Annotated in this window: 13 protein-coding genes; 5 read left to right on the plus strand and 8 right to left on the minus strand. The window is 36.4% G+C overall.

Annotated elements, in window-relative coordinates; translation table 11 throughout:
- The 3 genes from K0B81_01390 to K0B81_01400 all read left to right on the plus strand — a co-directional run.
- On the plus strand, positions 1 to 944 hold a 944-nt coding region (locus K0B81_01390), incomplete at its 5' end, for a hypothetical protein (GenBank protein MBW6515253.1).
- 58 nt (positions 945 to 1,002) lie between these two features.
- On the plus strand, positions 1,003 to 1,692 hold the full coding sequence (locus tag K0B81_01395; protein MBW6515254.1) for a response regulator transcription factor: 690 nt from the start codon (positions 1,003 to 1,005) through the stop codon (positions 1,690 to 1,692).
- A complete protein-coding gene (locus tag K0B81_01400) occupies positions 1,689 to 3,416 on the plus strand; it encodes a HAMP domain-containing protein (GenBank protein MBW6515255.1) in 1,728 nt (575 codons plus the stop codon). Before K0B81_01395 ends, K0B81_01400 begins: the two co-directional genes overlap by 4 nt.
- Before the next feature lie 71 nt (positions 3,417 to 3,487).
- On the opposite strand, the gene K0B81_01405 is transcribed toward K0B81_01400, so the two are convergent.
- The 3 genes from K0B81_01405 to K0B81_01415 are packed head-to-tail and all read right to left on the minus strand — an operon-like array spanning position 3,488 to position 6,814.
- Positions 3,488 to 4,312: a 3-keto-5-aminohexanoate cleavage protein gene (locus K0B81_01405; GenBank protein ID MBW6515256.1), complete on the minus strand. Its 825-nt coding sequence runs from the start codon at positions 4,310 to 4,312 to the stop codon at positions 3,488 to 3,490.
- Between the two features lie 46 nt (positions 4,313 to 4,358).
- Positions 4,359 to 5,594, minus strand: coding sequence for an aminotransferase class III-fold pyridoxal phosphate-dependent enzyme (locus tag K0B81_01410; protein MBW6515257.1), 1,236 nt, complete (start codon positions 5,592 to 5,594; stop codon positions 4,359 to 4,361).
- 20 nt (positions 5,595 to 5,614) lie between these two features.
- Positions 5,615 to 6,814 carry an acetyl-CoA C-acetyltransferase gene (locus K0B81_01415; GenBank protein MBW6515258.1) on the minus strand — a complete coding sequence of 400 codons (1,200 nt, stop codon included), beginning with the start codon at positions 6,812 to 6,814 and terminating at the stop codon, positions 5,615 to 5,617.
- A 258-nt stretch (positions 6,815 to 7,072) separates the two neighbouring features.
- Between K0B81_01415 and K0B81_01420 the strand changes: the two genes are divergently transcribed.
- Positions 7,073 to 11,749 (plus strand): PAS domain S-box protein, encoded by a 4,677-nt coding sequence (locus K0B81_01420; protein ID MBW6515259.1) that lies wholly within the window; start codon positions 7,073 to 7,075, stop codon positions 11,747 to 11,749.
- Between the two features lie 34 nt (positions 11,750 to 11,783).
- Here K0B81_01420 and K0B81_01425 read toward each other — a convergent pair whose 3' ends face one another.
- Genes K0B81_01425 through tsaB form a run of 3 tightly spaced genes read right to left on the minus strand, consistent with a single transcriptional unit; the run spans position 11,784 to position 13,688 of the window.
- Complete coding sequence (locus tag K0B81_01425) at positions 11,784 to 12,356, minus strand: chromate transporter (GenBank protein ID MBW6515260.1); 573 nt, start codon at positions 12,354 to 12,356, stop codon at positions 11,784 to 11,786.
- A gap of 41 nt (positions 12,357 to 12,397) precedes the next feature.
- The gene (locus K0B81_01430; protein ID MBW6515261.1) at positions 12,398 to 13,018 is read right to left on the minus strand and encodes a chromate transporter; all 621 of its coding nucleotides are present in this window, start codon (positions 13,016 to 13,018) and stop codon (positions 12,398 to 12,400) included.
- A complete protein-coding gene (gene tsaB, locus K0B81_01435) occupies positions 12,999 to 13,688 on the minus strand; it encodes a tRNA (adenosine(37)-N6)-threonylcarbamoyltransferase complex dimerization subunit type 1 TsaB (protein MBW6515262.1) in 690 nt (229 codons plus the stop codon). The genes K0B81_01430 and tsaB overlap by 20 nt, the downstream gene beginning before the upstream one ends.
- 311 nt (positions 13,689 to 13,999) lie before the next feature.
- On the opposite strand from tsaB, the gene K0B81_01440 reads away from it, so the two are divergent.
- Complete coding sequence (locus K0B81_01440; GenBank protein MBW6515263.1) at positions 14,000 to 14,890, plus strand: lysophospholipid acyltransferase family protein; 891 nt, start codon at positions 14,000 to 14,002, stop codon at positions 14,888 to 14,890.
- A gap of 14 nt (positions 14,891 to 14,904) precedes the next feature.
- On the opposite strand, the gene K0B81_01445 is transcribed toward K0B81_01440, so the two are convergent.
- Together K0B81_01445 and K0B81_01450 are read right to left on the minus strand one after the other, a co-directional pair.
- Positions 14,905 to 15,594, minus strand: a complete 690-nt coding sequence (locus tag K0B81_01445) for a hypothetical protein (protein MBW6515264.1) — start codon at positions 15,592 to 15,594, stop codon at positions 14,905 to 14,907.
- Positions 15,595 to 15,645: 51 nt separating this feature from the next.
- Positions 15,646 to 16,893 (minus strand): hypothetical protein, encoded by a 1,248-nt coding sequence (locus tag K0B81_01450; protein ID MBW6515265.1) that lies wholly within the window; start codon positions 16,891 to 16,893, stop codon positions 15,646 to 15,648.
- Between the last annotated feature and the right edge of the window lie 26 nt (positions 16,894 to 16,919).

The following is a 16,919-nucleotide window of genomic DNA, read 5'->3' on the forward strand; positions in this document are numbered from 1 at the left end:
AATTATATCCGGCTAGAGGTGTAACAGACGATTATGCTTATGGTATGCATGGTATTTTTTGCTATACTTTTGAATTAGCAACAGAATTCATTCCACCTCCTGCAGCTGTACAACAGATCGTCTCCGACAATATGGAAGCTGCAATGATCTTACTCCGCAGAGTACATCACTCTACACTGACCGGACTCATAACAGATAGTATAACAGAAGAACCGGTAGTTGCAGAGATATTTATTGATGGTATAGACAATACTGGAGTATTCAGGAATCCATATCTGAGTAATCAGAATTTTGGCAGATATTTTAGAATGCTCTTGCCGGGTCAATATACAGTACAATTCTCTGCTCCAGGATATTATACTTCAGAGGCACTCGCTTTCAGTATTATCGATCTAGAACAAACAATCTTGAATTATGAGATGATACCTTTGAACATACCTGAAATTACGAATATCTTTGGTGGAGACGGATTCGTGAGATTAATGTGGGAACTGCCAATAGCGGAGTCAGATATTAGACAAGATCTGCAAAGGACTAGCGAACCACTGGGATTTAATCTTTACCGTAATGACATTCATCTTAATCCTAATGAGTTAATTACTGAGAACATATACTACGATTATGATGTCATTAATGGTCAATCCTATACCTACCAATTAACTGCTGTTTATCAAGAAGGAGAATCTTTGTTATCAGAATTAGTTACTGCAATCCCCCTAGAAGATGCTTTAATTTCTCCTGATAATTTGACAATATCTATACTTGGAGATGTCATTACAATAGAGTGGGCTCTACAAGAAAATGCTTTAGGATATCATATTTATTCTACCGAAGATCCTTATGCTGAAGAATGGGAGTATTTGAACTATACTACTGACGCGGAATGGAGCGGCAATATTGATAATAGTTCAAAACTATTCTTTAGAGTTACAGCAGAATACTGAAAAATCAAAAGGTTAATTAATCCAGTGCAATTTCTAATATTGTTTAGGGAATTCAGTTATGAAAGAGAAACTAATATTTATTGTTGATGACGAGCCGGACATTCTGGAGCTTGTGGATCTGAACCTTAAAAAAGCCGGTTTCAGAACAAAGAAATTTGAAGATACTATCGATCTTATCAGTCAGATAGAGATGACGCCACCATCTTTAATTATCCTTGATCTAATGCTTCCTCATACGGATGGAATGGAACTCTGCAAGCAGTTAAAAGCAAACCGTGAATATCGTCATATCCCGATCATCATGCTCACTGCCAAAACCGATGAGATGGATAAAGTACTCGGCTTAGAACTCGGTGCTGATGATTACGTAACCAAACCTTTCTCACCAAGAGAATTGACCGCCAGAGTCAAAGCTGTATTGAGAAGAAAGGTGGAGGTAGAGAATGATATTAGAACTGTTGGTAATCTTTTAACATTAGATCTGAATCAATATAATGTTACTGTAGAGGGGAAAAAAATTACTCTGACCAATACTGAATTAAAGATTCTACAACTGTTGACATCTCACATTGGTTGGGTGTTTTCCCGTGACCAGATTCTTGATTATCTATGGGGTCATGAAAAGATAGTTATTGATAGAACTATTGATGTACACATCAATCACCTTCGTAAAAAACTCGGTAAAGCTGGACATTTAATTCATAATGTTCGTGGTATCGGTTACAAGATCGAAGATAGAACAGAATGAAAAAACACTCTATATTCTTAAAAATTATTTTAGGTTTTATTGTCATCAACATTGTTTTAGTTCTTGCTGTCTCACTGATATCTTATCAAATAATTAAGAATCATTATCTGGATACTTTAAGAGACTACTTGTTCGATACTGGAAATATTTTGCTCATCAATATTAAACCTCTCTTGTTAGAACAAAGATATGCCGATCTGGATATATATATAAAAGAGTTAGGATCAAAAAGTGAATTTCGGATTACAGTTATCACCTCTGAGGGATTAGTAGTTGCCGATTCAGAAAGAGATATTTCGGAAATGGATGACCATAGTGGTCGTCCTGAGATCATAACAGCTCTGCAAGGTACAACAGGTGAGTCAATCAGATTCAGTTCTTCGATCCAAACAGATATGCTTTATGTGTCACTACCTATCATAGAACGAGACGAGGTTATCGGAGTAGTTAGAGTCAGTTTGTTTCTTGATAAGATTGATATTCTTATCAGTTCTTTACGCAATGAGATTTTCTTGATTGCTCTAATAGTATTCATTATTGCCTTCTTCGGTCTCTATCTCTTCTCTTTGCGTCTTACGAAACCAATCAAGGAATTATCTAAGGCAGCCAATAAAATATCTGCTGGTAATTTTGATGTGAGTGTTTATCCAAGAGCTAATGATGATATTGGTTATCTCTGCCGAAGTTTTAATTTTATGGTGACCAAAATCCAAGAATTAATTACAGACATAACTCAGAATAAAGATGCTCTTGATACTATTATCAATACAATGCAGGAAGGTTTGTTAGTTCTCAATGAAAATGGAAAGATTGAACTTACAAATAAGAGTTTCGATCTGATTGCAGAAAGTGATGACCTCATAAGCAAATACTATTTTGAAGGCATAAGAAAACCTGAATTGAGCGAATTTATACGAGAGATGTTTGAATCCCAAGAAAATTACTATAAAGAAATTGTTATTGATGATGACTATTTCATCAGTAACGGTTTATCGCTTCCCAATAAAAAAGATAAACTGGTCCTTCTCTTTAACATAACCGATCTACGTAAACTGGAAAAAGTAAAGAAAGATATGATCGCTAATGTTTCGCATGAACTTCGATCTCCATTGACTGCTATTAAGGGTTTTGCTGAAACGTTGGAAGATGAAGTAACGCCTGAAGGAAAGGAATTTTTAGAAATTATCGAACGGAATATAAACCGATTGATCAATATTGTCAATGACCTCTTGACCCTCTCCCAGCTTGAACAAAGAGATATTGTTGAACTTAAACCTATAGCGATTAATGATATTGTTAATCATATAGCTCATATTTATCGGCAAAAGATAGAAAAGAAGAATATGAAATTACAGCTGGAATTGGCTAATAATCTTCCATCAATAAAAGGGGATGAATTTAGAATAGAACAACTGCTAGTCAATTTGTTGGAAAACTCGCTGCAGCATACTGAGGAAGGTTTTATAATAATAAGGACTTATAAAGATGACAGATTCATAGTTCTGGAAATAGATGATACCGGTGTCGGTATTCCTGCTGAGCATAGAGACCGTATCTTTGAAAGATTTTATGTAGTAGACAAGTCACGCTCAAAAAAATATGGTGGAACGGGCCTCGGATTGGCTATAGTAAAGCATATAGCATTATTACATAACGGCTCTGTAGCACTCAAACAAAAGGATAGCAAAGGAAGTTGCTTTGTAGTGAAATTACCGATCAGATAAATCTTAAGAGCATATCTATACAACTAACTGAAAAAAAAGGGGTTAGCATAAAACCAACCCCTACTTGCTTTTTATAAACCTAAAATCTCCCTCGCTTCTGCCGGTGTGGCTAAAGGTCTGCCGTATTCTTCAGCTAAACGGCTAACCCGGGCAACCAATTGGGCATTAGATTCAGCCAAAACTTTCTTATGATAAAAGATATTATCTTCAAAACCTACTCTAATATGACCACCCATGACTAACGCCATCATAGTACAAGGAAGCTGCCATCTGCCAATACCGGCTACTCCCCAAGTCGCTTGAGGAATTTCTTCTTTTAGATGTTCTGCCATATAGAGTACATTCTTGGGTTTGCCACTCATTCCTCCCGGAACGCCTAAAACAAACTGCATATGCAAAGGTTGATGCGTTATAATTCCTTTATTAACTAACTTTGCTACATAATCGATCATTCCCGATTCATATACTTCGATCTCGGGAGCTACACTAACCTCTTTAAAATACTCAGCTAAACGGACTATATCTTTGGGACTATTAACAAAGACCTCATCTCCGAAATTAAGGGTTCCGGCATTAAGGGTAGCCATATCCGGTTTTAGTTTCAATGGTGCCATTCTTTCTTCAAAAGGTACTCCTACGGCACCACCTGTAGAGATCTGAATTATCATTTCCGGCACTACCTCTCTTATTCTTACAATTGCTTCCTGGAATCTTGCCAAACGCTGCGAAGGTGTACCATCATCTTCTCGCACATGAAGATGGAGTACTCTGGAACCGGCTTCAAAACATCTTTGAGCTTCTCTTGCCTGTTCTTCCGGAGTAATTGGTAAATTGGGTTGATCTTCCCTTGTGGTTTCAGCCCCTGTTAAGGCAGTTGTAATAATTAATGGATCCATTACTTACCTCTTTATTTCTTGTTTCTTTTTCTTCTTTCGATTGTTTTTATTTCAACTCAGATAGTGCTTCCCCAATACAGTCAGCTGCATAGTTCAAGTCTTCATCAGTATGTCGATAGGCAATATATCCATGGTGATAAGGTTGCAGAAAGACTCCCCTTCTGATCAGATGAGTATAGAATTGAACACGGCGGGCTTTATAGAGTTTCTGCTCATCGGAGATGAAAGTAATAAAGGGCATCCATGGTGCTCCACTAAATTCAACAGGGATAGAACTCTCTTTGACGATTTTGTTGAGTTTAGCTGCAAACATATCACCCTTTTCTCTAATTTTACCCAGTATGTTATCACGTTGCAGAATCTCAATTGTTTTTAAAGCAGCAATTTGAGCCAAACTATTGGGGAAAAATGTTGAACTGAGAAATACCTTATCCACCAGTACATCCATGATCTCTCTCTTTCCTACAACTGCACTGATTGAATAGCCATTAGCCATAGCTTTACCGAAAGTAGCTAAATCTGGTGTAACTCCAAACTCTTTCTGTGCCCCGCCAAGAGTAACGCGAAAACCAGTACGGATCTCATCATAGATCATTACTGCACCATATTTATGAGTCAATTCTTTTACTTTTTCCAGATAACCCGGTTTAGGATATTCAACTTTATGAGCCAGAGGATGTCCTAACGGAGTAATAATGACAGCAGCTGTTTTATCTCCGACCTTCTTTAACATATCTTCAAACTGATCAAGGTCATTATATTCAACTTCATGTACATCTTCATATAACTTTGGTGGAATGCCACCTTTAACTTCAACACACCAGTCATGCCAGCCATGATATCCACAACGGATGATCTTCTCTCTGTCCGTATAAGCACGAGCTATTCTAATTGCTGCAGTTGTAGCATCAGAACCGGTTTTAACAAAGACAGATTTCTCGCAACAAGGAATCAATTCTCGTAATTTAGTAGCTAAAACATTTTGTACCGGTTGGGTTAAAGAAAAACAGAATCCTTTTTCTTTGATCTGTTTGATTACTGCATCGTCTATCTCTTCTTCTTTATGCCCGATTATGATCGGTCCATAGGCACAGAGCATATCAATGAATTCATTCCCATCAACATCTTTTACTCTGCCCCCCTTTGCCGAATCAAAAAAGATAGGATACTCTCCGGGAACGAAATTGTAAGGTCTGCGAATGCCTAATATAGCACCGGGTACTAAATCCAATGCCTCTTGATACAGTTTCTCAGAATTATCTAATTTAAGTTTATCTACCATGAATCTATCCTCCACTATTTCTATTTTCTTTCATATAGAGTTGCGATGCCCATCCCACCACCAATACAGAGAGAGGCGAGCCCTTTGTTAACATCCCTTTTCTTCATCTCGTGTAAGAGAGTTACAACAATGCGTGCTCCACTAGCTCCTATAGGATGACCTAAAGCAATTGCACCACCATTAACATTTACTATTTCTTGATTTAAACTGCCTATATTCTCATGTTCCAGACCTTTAAGAACTGCTAATGATTGACCGGCAAAAGCTTCATTCAATTCAGCTAATTCTATATCCGATAAACTCCAAATATTATTTGTTAACACTTTTTTGATTGCCGGTACTGGTCCTATGCCCATTATGCTTGGATTTACTCCAGCAGAAGCATAATCGATATAATATGCCAGAGGTGTAAGATTGAGTTCTCTGGCTTTTTCTTCACTCATCATTAACAGAATTGCAGCTCCATCATTAATACCTGAAGAGTTCGCAGCAGTCACTTTACCGTCTGGTTTAAAAGCAGGTTTTAGTTTAGCAACGCTATCGATCGTAGCACCCTTACGGGGATATTCATCTTCAGACACTATAACAGGTTCTCCCCTCCTTTGAGGAATAGATATCGGTACGATCTCTTCTGTGAATCTCCCTTCTTGCAAAGCTTTCTCTGCTCTATTTTGACTTGTGACAGCAAATTCATCCATCGCTTCCCTGGTTAGACTATATTTTTCAACTAAGTTTTCGGCAGTTATACCCATATGATATTTATTGAAAATATCTGTTAAACCGTCGTGGATCATAAGATCAACCGCTTTACGATCTCCCATTTTAGCCCCCCAACGCAAATCGGGCAGAATATAAGGTATCTGACTCATATTCTCTACTCCACCGGCTACTACAATGTTAGCTCTTCCACTCTCAATCATCAAGGCAGCTAAAGAGATTGATTTCATTCCGGAACCACAGACCTTGTTAACTACAAAACTCGGGATATCTACCGGTAAACCGGCATTAATAGCTATTTGGCGAGCCACATTCTGTCCTAAACCGGCACCAATAACATTACCTATTATTACTTCATCTATCTCAGATGGTTTAACTCCTGTTTCCTGTATAATGCTCTTCAAAACATGAGTTCCTAACTCTACTGCAGAGATATCTTTAAAAACTCCACCAAAACTCCCTATGGGACTTCTGCGAGCAGAGACAATAACAACTTTCTGCATATCAACCTCCCTATTTTTGCTTCCAATATTAAAAGTGACTGTTTGTAGTCAACCGATTTAACAAACTCATTAAGCTAACCCTTTCATGTCATATCTATATTTCCTAAAGTAAGATATTGTGTGTTATAATTGATAAATAGCTTTACAAAAATTATATGGTTAAATAGAGATGATAGCAATATGAAATCAATAAACCAAATGAGTAGTTGGTCAGTCTTCTCCACAGGAGAGATAAACTTCAGGGAGGATGTTTAACGAATGAAAAAAGCTTGTTTTACTATTCTATTGGCTCTGTTTATCCTTTCATATATATCAGCAAATGAAGAAACACTACTTAGAAAGAAAATTATCTTTGGTGGTGACTATAACTATCCCCCCTACGAGTATGTCGACGATAATAGAAGGATTACCGGTTTTAATGTCGAGCTGACACGAGCTATAGCTCAAGAAATGAATTTAGATTTTGAGATAGAGTTAGGACCACGTGATTATATTATGGAGCAATTTCGTGCCGGTAGAATTGATGTGCTGATGGGTGTACCATATTCGAGAGAAAAAGCTGAATATTATCACTTTTCTCATTTTCATTCTCTTTTGGAAATGGCAGTCATATTCCGCAAGGGAGATAATAGATTCATTAATACAAGAGATGTTTATGGTAAAGATATTGTTATCACTAAAAGTGAATTTATTGATGATTTTCATCATAAGATAGAACATGCATATAACATAACAGCAGTCGATACACCCGATAATGCATTAAATCAATTAGATTCCGGCTTACATGATCTAGCAATACTTAATCGAATTCAAAGCTCTTTTATTATTCAACAACGTGGCTTAAAGAACCTAACTACACTGCCTGATAATCTGTTTACACAAGAATACTGCTATATCTCGACACCTGAGAATGCTTATTTAATAGAGTTAATAAATGAAGGTTTATCAAGAATTAGAGCAAAAGACATCTATAACGATCTTCATACCAAGTGGATATTACCATATTCTGCAAAAACCGATCCTCTTATTATCATAAAGAACATACTAACAACTTTAGGTATTCCACTATTGTTATTACTGTTAATTATAGGTACTTGGTGGATTTTATTGAGTTTAAAGATCAAAGTGCGGAATCGTGAACTAAAAAAATCACAAGAGGCAAATAAAATTGCTATAGCTCAATTAACAGAAACTAAAAAGAGATATAATAGTCTGGTTGAGTATCTCTCAGAAATTGTTTTTGAGGCGAATACTGAAGGTAAAATTAACTTTATCAGTAAAAATTGCCGCCATCTGTTTCAATATACACCTAAAGAAGTTGAAAATATTATGCGCTTGAATGAGTTCTTTATACCTTCTCAGAGTAAGCAGGTATTAGAACTCTTTAATAATCTACTTATCAAAAAAGAACGTTTAACAGCCGAATTTACCGGACTAACAAAAGATGGAACAAGCTTTCCTGTAAAAATAATTGCTAATGTACTCCTGAAAGATAAAGAAGCAAAAGGGGTCTTTGGCATAATCGTAGATCTTACTTATCAACGAAAAACTGAACTTTTACAATCTGCTCTATACAGTATATCTGAAGCAATTCACAAAGCAAAAGACATTGATGAACTCTTTTCTCATATTCATAAGATCACCTCCACTCTTATGCCGGCTGATAATTTTTACATTGCTCTCTACGATGAAGAGGAAAAGATGCTAAAATACCCCTATAATGTAGAAGCAATAGATTGGGAACAATTAGATTATAATCCGTCAAAAGGATTGACTGAATATGTCTTCAAAACCGGTAAAGAGCTTTTAGCAGATGCAGAAACAATCTATCATCTTCACGAAGAAAATGAAATTGATCTAGTCGAGAAACCGGCAAAAATTTGGTTAGGCATCCCTTTAAAGATAGGGGAACAGGTGATCGGTGTAATTGCAGTGCAAGACTATGAACATGAAGGGACATATAATGAGCCGGAAAAACAAATTCTTACCTTTATATCCGAACAGATCGCCTTGGCTATCGAAAGAAAGCAAAACAGTGATAATATAAAGAAAACACTAGCTTTACTGGAAGAAAAGGTTAAAGAACGTACTATTGAGTTGAAACAATCAGAAACCTTGTTCAGAACACTTACAGAGAATTCTAATGATGTCATCATGCGTTTTGATAGTGATCTGAGACACCTCTATGTTAACCCTAAAGTACAGGAACAAACTGGCATTAAAGTAGATGATTTCATCGGCAAGAAGCATAGTGAATTAGGTTTTCCAGATGATTTAGTAAAACTATGGGAAAAGGCATTATCGACAGTCTTTAAATCCGGTAAAAAAAATCGAATTGAATTTCAGCTGCCAAACGGAGTCTGGATTGATTGGCATCTTGTTCCTGAATTCAGTAGTGATGGAACTATAAAACATGTACTAACTACCGCTCATGATGTCACAGAACGCAAGCAAAGTGAAGAGGAAATCAAGAAGCTCAATGCTGAATTAGAGCAAAGAGTTATAGAAAGAACTAAGCAATTAGAAGATGAGATCAAAGTAAGAGAACAAGCAGAAAAAATCCAACATACTATATACTTGATATCAGAATCAGTAAATTCAACTCATGACATGAATGCGCTGTATAAAAATATTCATAAAGCAATTCAAAAATTGATGCCGGCAAAGAACTTCTGCATAGCTTTGTATGATGCAGCTGTTGATATAGTAAGTTTCCCCTATAACGTGGATGAATTTGATCATACTCCTTCTCCCCATAAAGCGAGAAAAGGACTCACAGAACTTGTGCTTAAAAAAGCTACTGCTATGCTTGCCAAAGAAAAAGATATTAACGACCTATTGGCTAATGGTGAGATTGATTTAATCGGTAAGATGGCAAAAGTGTGGCTCGGAGCTCCACTGAAAATTAAGGACAACATTGTCGGTGTAATAATGCTTCAAGATTACAATAAAGAAGACACTTATAACGATAATGATAAACAGATTCTTACCTTTGTTTCGGAGCAAATAGCTATAGCCATTGAAAGAAAAGAGGCAGAACATCAAACTAATTTACAGAGATTGTATTTTGAGCAGCTATTCAATAATAATCCTGCAGGTATAGTCATGCTCAATACAAAAAATAGAATACTTGCTTGCAATAATGCATTTACTAATATATTTGGATATACGCAAGAAGAGATCGTACATAAAGAGATTAATGACTTAATTGTTCCCGAAACACTTAAAGAGGAAGCAAACAAACTATCCGAGTTAAGTCAAGCCGGTGAAATAATAGAGAAAGAGAGCATAAGGATTACTAAAAGCGGTGTTAATATTAACGTTAAAATATTTGGTATTCCGGTCATTATGAATGATAAACAGATCGGTATTTATGGCATTTATCTCGATACGACTGACCTTCATAATGCGTTAAATTCATTCTTTGAAGAGAAAGAGAAACTTTTAGTTATGTTGAGCTCTATTGCTGATGGTGTTATTGCTACAGATATCAACGGAAATATTTTATTGCTTAATCAGAACGCTGAAAAACTTACCGGTTGGAAACAGCAAGAGGCAGAAGGTGAAAAAATCGAGGATGTTTATAAGATTATCGATGAATCTAGTCGCAATATTGGTGAAAACCTGGTATCCAAGGTATTAAACTCAGAAGATAATGTTCGACTAACTACACGAACTATACTGATTTCTAAAAACGGAACTGAAAGAATGGTTGAGGATAGTGCTTCACCAATTAAGGATCGAAAAGGTAACTTGATCGGTGTTATCTTGGTATTCCGTGATATCACAGAAAGAAAGATCTATGAAGAAGAATTGCAGAAGAGAGCAAAACTTGATTCGATCGGACTCCTTGCCGGTGGTATAGCTCACGACTTTAATAATATTCTGACTGCTATCATGGGTAATATTACATTGGCAAAAAATATGATTGCTAATACAAATCCTAAAGTCAATGAACGTCTGGAAGACGCAGAAAAAGCTTCTATCCGAGCTCGGGATCTAACCCAGCAGTTACTCACCTTCTCTTTAGGAGGAGCACCTATCAAGAAGACTGCTTCTGTTAAAGATACTATCCAGGATGCCGCTTCCTTTGCTACTCATGGTTCTATAGTTAACTGTGAATATGATTTTGCAGAGGACTTGTTAAATGTAGAAGCCGACTTAGGACAAATAAGCCAAGTCATCAATAATATGGTCATTAATTCCAAACAGGCGATGCCAAATGGTGGAAGCATCAAAATTAAAGCCGAAAACATCGAAATGGAAAAGGAAAATATTCACAAAATGAAACCGGGTAAGTATGTTGAGATAACAATCGAAGATTGCGGCATCGGAATACCTCAATCCCAGCTATCAAAAGTTTTCGATCCCTTCTATACTACCAAGAAAAATGGTACAGGTCTCGGCTTAACAACAAGTTACAAAATAGTAGAAAAACATGAGGGTCTGATAACTGTTGAATCTACAATAGGAGCCGGATCAAGCTTTCATGTCTTTCTCCCGGCAACTGAAAAGAAAGAGATATCTCCCCAAGATGACCAATTAAGTGAGATCCGTGGTAAAGGTGAAATACTTCTGATGGATGACGATTTAGTTCTTATAGAAGTAGTCACAGAAATGCTGGTAAGTTTAGGATATAATGTAACCACGACCAATGAAGGATTATCAACCATAAAGAAATACAAAGAAATGAAGGAGCTCGGTCAAAAATACGATTTGGTGATTCTTGATCTAACTATTCCCGGAGGTATGGGTGGAAAAGATACAATAAAAGAGATCATTGAATATGATCCGGAAGCTGTTTGCATTGTATCTAGTGGTTATTCATCTGATCCGGTTATGTCTCAATATGAAAAACATGGATTTAAAGCTGTTCTCACCAAGCCATATTCCCTACAGCAATTAGGAGACACTCTTAAGAAGGTATTAGATTAAAGTAGCCTTAACCGTATTAATGTACTATAGGTAGCTATAAAATAAATACTGCTACTAACCCGGATAAAAGGGTAATAATTATCGGATTTATCCTTGTTTTCGTCAAAATTAGGAATATGGCAGCAAAAATTATCAGGGAAGGCAACTTGATAAATCCAAGCTGCATTTGATAAAAATCGGTACTAAAAAATCTTCCACTTATCAAACTTTTTTCAACAAAATAGACAGCAGCTACTGCAATCATACCAACAGTAACCGGTTTCACTCCATTTAAAACTGCTGCGATGATAGGATTGTCTTTAAATCTTCGCAACAGACGCAAAATAAAAAATACCAAGATGATGGATGGAGATATTACTCCTAAAGTAGCAAAGAAAGCACCTAACACACCGGCATTGCGAAAACCGATATATGTTGCCGCATTAACAGCAATCGGTCCCGGTGTCATTTGTGAAAGTGCAACAATATCTGTAAACTCTTCTAAAGGGATAAGATTATGAATCTCTATATGTTGATATATTAGGGGTAACATCACGTATCCCCCACCGAAACTAAACAAACCGATCTTGAAGAATATAAGATATAGATTTAGCCAACTAAGGATCATTTTACTTTACCGATTATTTCAGTTAAACTGAACATAGTTTATCATTCTTCAGTATTTGTATCAGCTTCTTCTTTGAGTGATCTTGTGAAGAAATTAATAAAACCGAATATAATTCCTCCCAAAATCATCCATGAAGCATTGATGTTAAAATAACCGATTCCTATAAAAACAATTAAGCTGATTACCATATTGATGATTAACCTTCGTTTATAAACTGTCTTGGCTAAATTTATGGTAGTTGATAATATTAAAGCTGTAGATGCAATAATGATACCGGACAGGAATTTTTGCACCCACTCAATGTCTCTGATGTTAAGGAAAAAAATCATGATAAAAAGAATTGCTAAAAATGCCGGTAATACCAACCCTAATGCAGAAATAAAACCACCTATAACTCCTACTTTTCGATATCCAGCATTAAAGGCAGCATTAACGGCAATTGCACCCGGTATTGCTTGTGATACCGTAAGAATATCAACTAACTCCTCATTATTAAACCATTTTTTATTGATAACTAACTCCCGATAAATAAAAGGGATCATAGCATATCCACCACCAAAAGTAATACAACCAACCTTTACGAAGATAATGAAGAGTTCAAGACAAAGCTCAATTTTTGAAGAGTCTGGCTTTTTAAAAGTTCTAGATTTTTTCTCTTTCACTTTTTTTTAGCTCTGCTTGTGATTTTCTCAAATAATATGGCTCTAAGTCAGCAATGTTTTTGAAATCATAATTAGGGATTTTTTGTTCTTGCACAACTATGCTGATCAATGCTGAAGCAATCGGAAAGTTTTGATGAAGAAGACCGGTAGTTAAAGTATTCTTCATTGAACTGATCAGTTCCTGGTATCGATAAATTCCATCTCCTATTATCAGTGTCTTCTCCTTTATAGTACTGAGAAATTCTTCCGGTTTAGCACTTTTAGGAGCGATAAGCTCCTTCATATCACTGTCATATAATGCTGCATAGACTTCATCCATCCGGGCATCGATAAAAGGCAGAATATTTATCTGACACCCATGAGCATTATAAGCAAGTACCTTAAGGGTATTAACCGGGTATAGAGGCACTTTCTTGGCTAAACATATTCCTTTTGCAGTTGCCAATCCTATCCTAACACCGGTAAATGATCCTGGTCCATTGGAGAGGGCAATCAAATCTATCTCATCAATACTCATTTCACTCTGCTTCAAACCGTAATCTATCTGCTGCATTAATCTTTCCGAATGAGTAACTCGGATATCAAGATAACTAATATATTCTATTCTTCCTTCTCTGCTTAAAGCAACACTACCCCAGCTTGAAGTAGTATCAAGAGCTAAAATATTCAATTTGCTGAACTCCTTTTTTTTATTTATTTTTTCGCCTCCTCTCTTAGCGTCAAGCAAAGAATAATTGAACAGTCTTATAACACTTAATTCTAATCTTATGATACCATTAGGGAAGACCGTAGTCGGCTTTAGCTGATTACGGTCCTCCCTATTGGTAACAAAGAGAAATCTCTGAAGTGTTTACTTAATCAAATTAGGTCTGATTTCAATAAAGCAAGAGAAGGTGAGATAGCTGAGAATAACAAGTTGACATTTTAATCTCAGTACAAATTTTTATCAACAAGGGAAAAAATGAGCAATCAGGACTTTATATGCGGGAAAAGAGAATTAAGAGTATAATAGAATATCTGTTATTCATCATTATTCTTCAACTTTTCAAACTGTTGCCATATAAAGCAAGCCAAATGCTTATTGTTTGGATATTTCTCTTTTCTGGATTGATAGTCGGTATTAGGAAGAGAGTAGTTCAAGAGCAGTTACAAATATCATTTCCTGAAAAAGAAGAAACTGAAATAAAAGTGCTAACCCGCCAAATCTACAAAAATCTGGCTTTCACAAGTCTGGAAATGTTTGCCAAACAAAAACTTGATAACATTGAAGTTGAAGGTTGGGATAACATCCTGAATGCGTTGAAACTCAAACGAGGTCTGATCATTGTAACGGGACATATCGGTAATTGGGAATTAGCCGGTAGATATATTGCCCATCAGAAGTTGACGATCAATGTAGTCATTAAACGTTTACGAAATCGTTATTTCAATGATTATGTAAATCGCACTCGGGAAAGAGATGGCATTAAGATAATTTATAAGACAAAGACGATGAGAACTGTCTTAACTGCTCTTAAAAACAATGAAATTGTGGTGCTATTGATAGATCAGGATGCCGGCAAGGAAGGTGTGATCCTTCCCTTCTTGAATCGTGAAGCTTCGGTCTTTACAGGTTTTGCCCGTCTGGCAGAAAGATATGACACCCCCATGATAACAGGAATTGCTCTAAGAGATAGCGACGATAAGAACCGCTTTGTTTTCGAACAGCATCTTCTTCCATCAGAGTTTAATCAAGAAGAGGACAAAATAATGAAGATAACAGCATATTTTCATGCCAGATTAGAAGACTATATCATGAAACATCCTGAACAATGGTTCTGGGTACATCGTCGTTGGAAAGGGGCTAAAAAAGCTAAAAAACTTTATCAATAGATAAAAAAAGTAAGTTATATCCCTATTCTTTGCACTACTTCCCATGGTTTTCTGAGAAAATAGTTAAGCACGACCTTCTTTTTCCCATAAATGTTATCTTCAATTAATTCCTGATTATCTTCGATAACAAGATAGGTGTCGAACTTGATCTTTTTTTGCTGTGCCACTTCTTCAACTATTTCTATACCGTTTTTGACCATCTGCGGAGTAGTTTCATTCATGAGATTTATATTAGCAATTATCTCAGATATCTTGAGCGAACTTGCAGTCTCCAGCATCTTCATCATATCAATTATCTCTTCTGAATTACTGGTAAACGGACGAAGTGTATTCACTACAAAATGCATCTTGTAACCACGTTGCTCAATATTCTTAATAAATCTTCCTAAAGTACGGCAACCAGCAGGATCACCACCGACATCAAGAATTACTGTTTTGGATTGATTCTGAATAGCACCGGCAATACGGGGTGAGATCATAGGAAGATCGGCATGTCCATACTCACCGTCAGGACTTATAACTTCAACTCCGCGGTTTGTGAAATCGTCTCTAACATCTCGGCTGCGGAAATATGGATTAACCACATCCATATCGATCAAGGAAACATCCTCTCCCAATTCTTTAAACTTCAGTGCTAGATTTATGGCATATTCACTCTTGCCACTCCCGAAGGCACCAATTACTATTATCAAATCATTTTTCATCTATCTACAACTGGGATTTCTCCTCTTTTATTCCTCAAAATAGTTTCTATATCATCTACCTCTGGCAATAACTTCTCCTAATCTAACATTTACTGAAGCAACAACCTGAAACAGATCAAAGTTCTGTAAAACATCTTTCGCAAAAGCCATGTTGAGATCTATATCTCGCATATAATAAGAAAACCCACCTGTAATAACTAACTGGTCTGCTTTCTCAACTATACCCAAATCATAAGGTAAGGGATCAAAAATAAAGTCACCCTCAGTGATAGTATCCTCAGGAATAGCAAATGTTCCGGTATAGACTCCGGGAATACTGATCAAACCACCACGGATATCATAGTTTTCAAATTTCTTCTCAAATCCTATTTTCATCTTCAAGCGATCATCAAAAAGCTCGTATTGATTACTGGTTTGCTCATATTCAAAAGCAAGGGCTATGGTGATATCATCACTATATTTATATGACAAACCGGCTTCTAAAAGAGCTGGGAAATGAGTATCATAAATATAATAATAGGGTTCGGTATTCCCCATCTTTATCTCCTCTTCAGCAGCGAATTTATAACTTACACCGAAAGCTAATAGATCATTAGCATAGAGAACACCGGGTTGGAATCTCAAGACCCCCTGTTGAAATTTTATTCTATCAAAATGGGGTGCTATTAAACGTAGTTCATTGAAAGTATAATAATTATAGATAACATTCAGACCAATATTTAGCTGATCAAAATGTCCTGTCATGGTAAATGTTGTTTGGTAATTATTCATCGATGGGAAACGATCGATATATGCCCCTGTAGGTAAAGCTCTTCCCAGAAGATTGTAACGAACGGTCTGGGGAATTGAAATGCTGGCTCCTAAAGAGATATTGTGATGTGGTGAAAACCCGAATCCAAACATACCCGCTGGTATGCCCTGTTCAAGTTTTTGCTTTTCTCCCACCAGTTCATACTCATCAAGATAACTACCCGCTTCTTCTGGATCTTCAATAAAAGCGGCATAAAGATTCATCTCATCTACTGCAGCTTTCACATGTCCTTCAAAATAGAGTTTAAACCCTTCTCCCTTAAAAGCTGCCGGATTAGCAAGTGCATTCTCAATACCGCCCTGCAGGGCTACTGTAGTAGTACCCATACCAAGAGTGCGGGCATTCAGGAAATTTATTGTATAATGATCATAAAATGACGGGATAAAATCAGGTGCTATGTGATCAGGTCCATTATCACCATTCAGCCCGGCTGTCTGAATCAGATAGATACCGATTATTATACTTATTATAAGGGCACTTCTTTTCATATTGCCTCCTTGTGTTCTTTTAATAA

Source organism: Candidatus Cloacimonadota bacterium (genome assembly GCA_019429305.1).
Taxonomy (GTDB): Bacteria; Cloacimonadota; Cloacimonadia; order Cloacimonadales; family JAJBBL01; genus JAHYIR01.

Excerpts from the sequence above, each read along its gene's own strand:
- K0B81_01395 (MBW6515254.1), top strand. The coding sequence starts at position 1,003 with ATGAAAGAGAAACTAATATTTATTGTTGATGACGAGCCGGACATTCTG.
- K0B81_01400 (MBW6515255.1), top strand. The coding sequence starts at position 1,689 with ATGAAAAAACACTCTATATTCTTAAAAATTATTTTAGGTTTTATTGTC.
- K0B81_01405 (MBW6515256.1), bottom strand. The coding sequence starts at position 4,312 with ATGGATCCATTAATTATTACAACTGCCTTAACAGGGGCTGAAACCACA.
- K0B81_01410 (MBW6515257.1), bottom strand. The coding sequence starts at position 5,594 with ATGGTAGATAAACTTAAATTAGATAATTCTGAGAAACTGTATCAAGAG.
- K0B81_01415 (MBW6515258.1), bottom strand. The coding sequence starts at position 6,814 with ATGCAGAAAGTTGTTATTGTCTCTGCTCGCAGAAGTCCCATAGGGAGT.
- K0B81_01420 (MBW6515259.1), top strand. The coding sequence starts at position 7,073 with ATGAAAAAAGCTTGTTTTACTATTCTATTGGCTCTGTTTATCCTTTCA.
- K0B81_01425 (MBW6515260.1), bottom strand. The coding sequence starts at position 12,356 with ATGATCCTTAGTTGGCTAAATCTATATCTTATATTCTTCAAGATCGGT.
- K0B81_01440 (MBW6515263.1), top strand. The coding sequence starts at position 14,000 with ATGCGGGAAAAGAGAATTAAGAGTATAATAGAATATCTGTTATTCATC.
- K0B81_01445 (MBW6515264.1), bottom strand. The coding sequence starts at position 15,594 with ATGAAAAATGATTTGATAATAGTAATTGGTGCCTTCGGGAGTGGCAAG.
- K0B81_01450 (MBW6515265.1), bottom strand. The coding sequence starts at position 16,893 with ATGAAAAGAAGTGCCCTTATAATAAGTATAATAATCGGTATCTATCTG.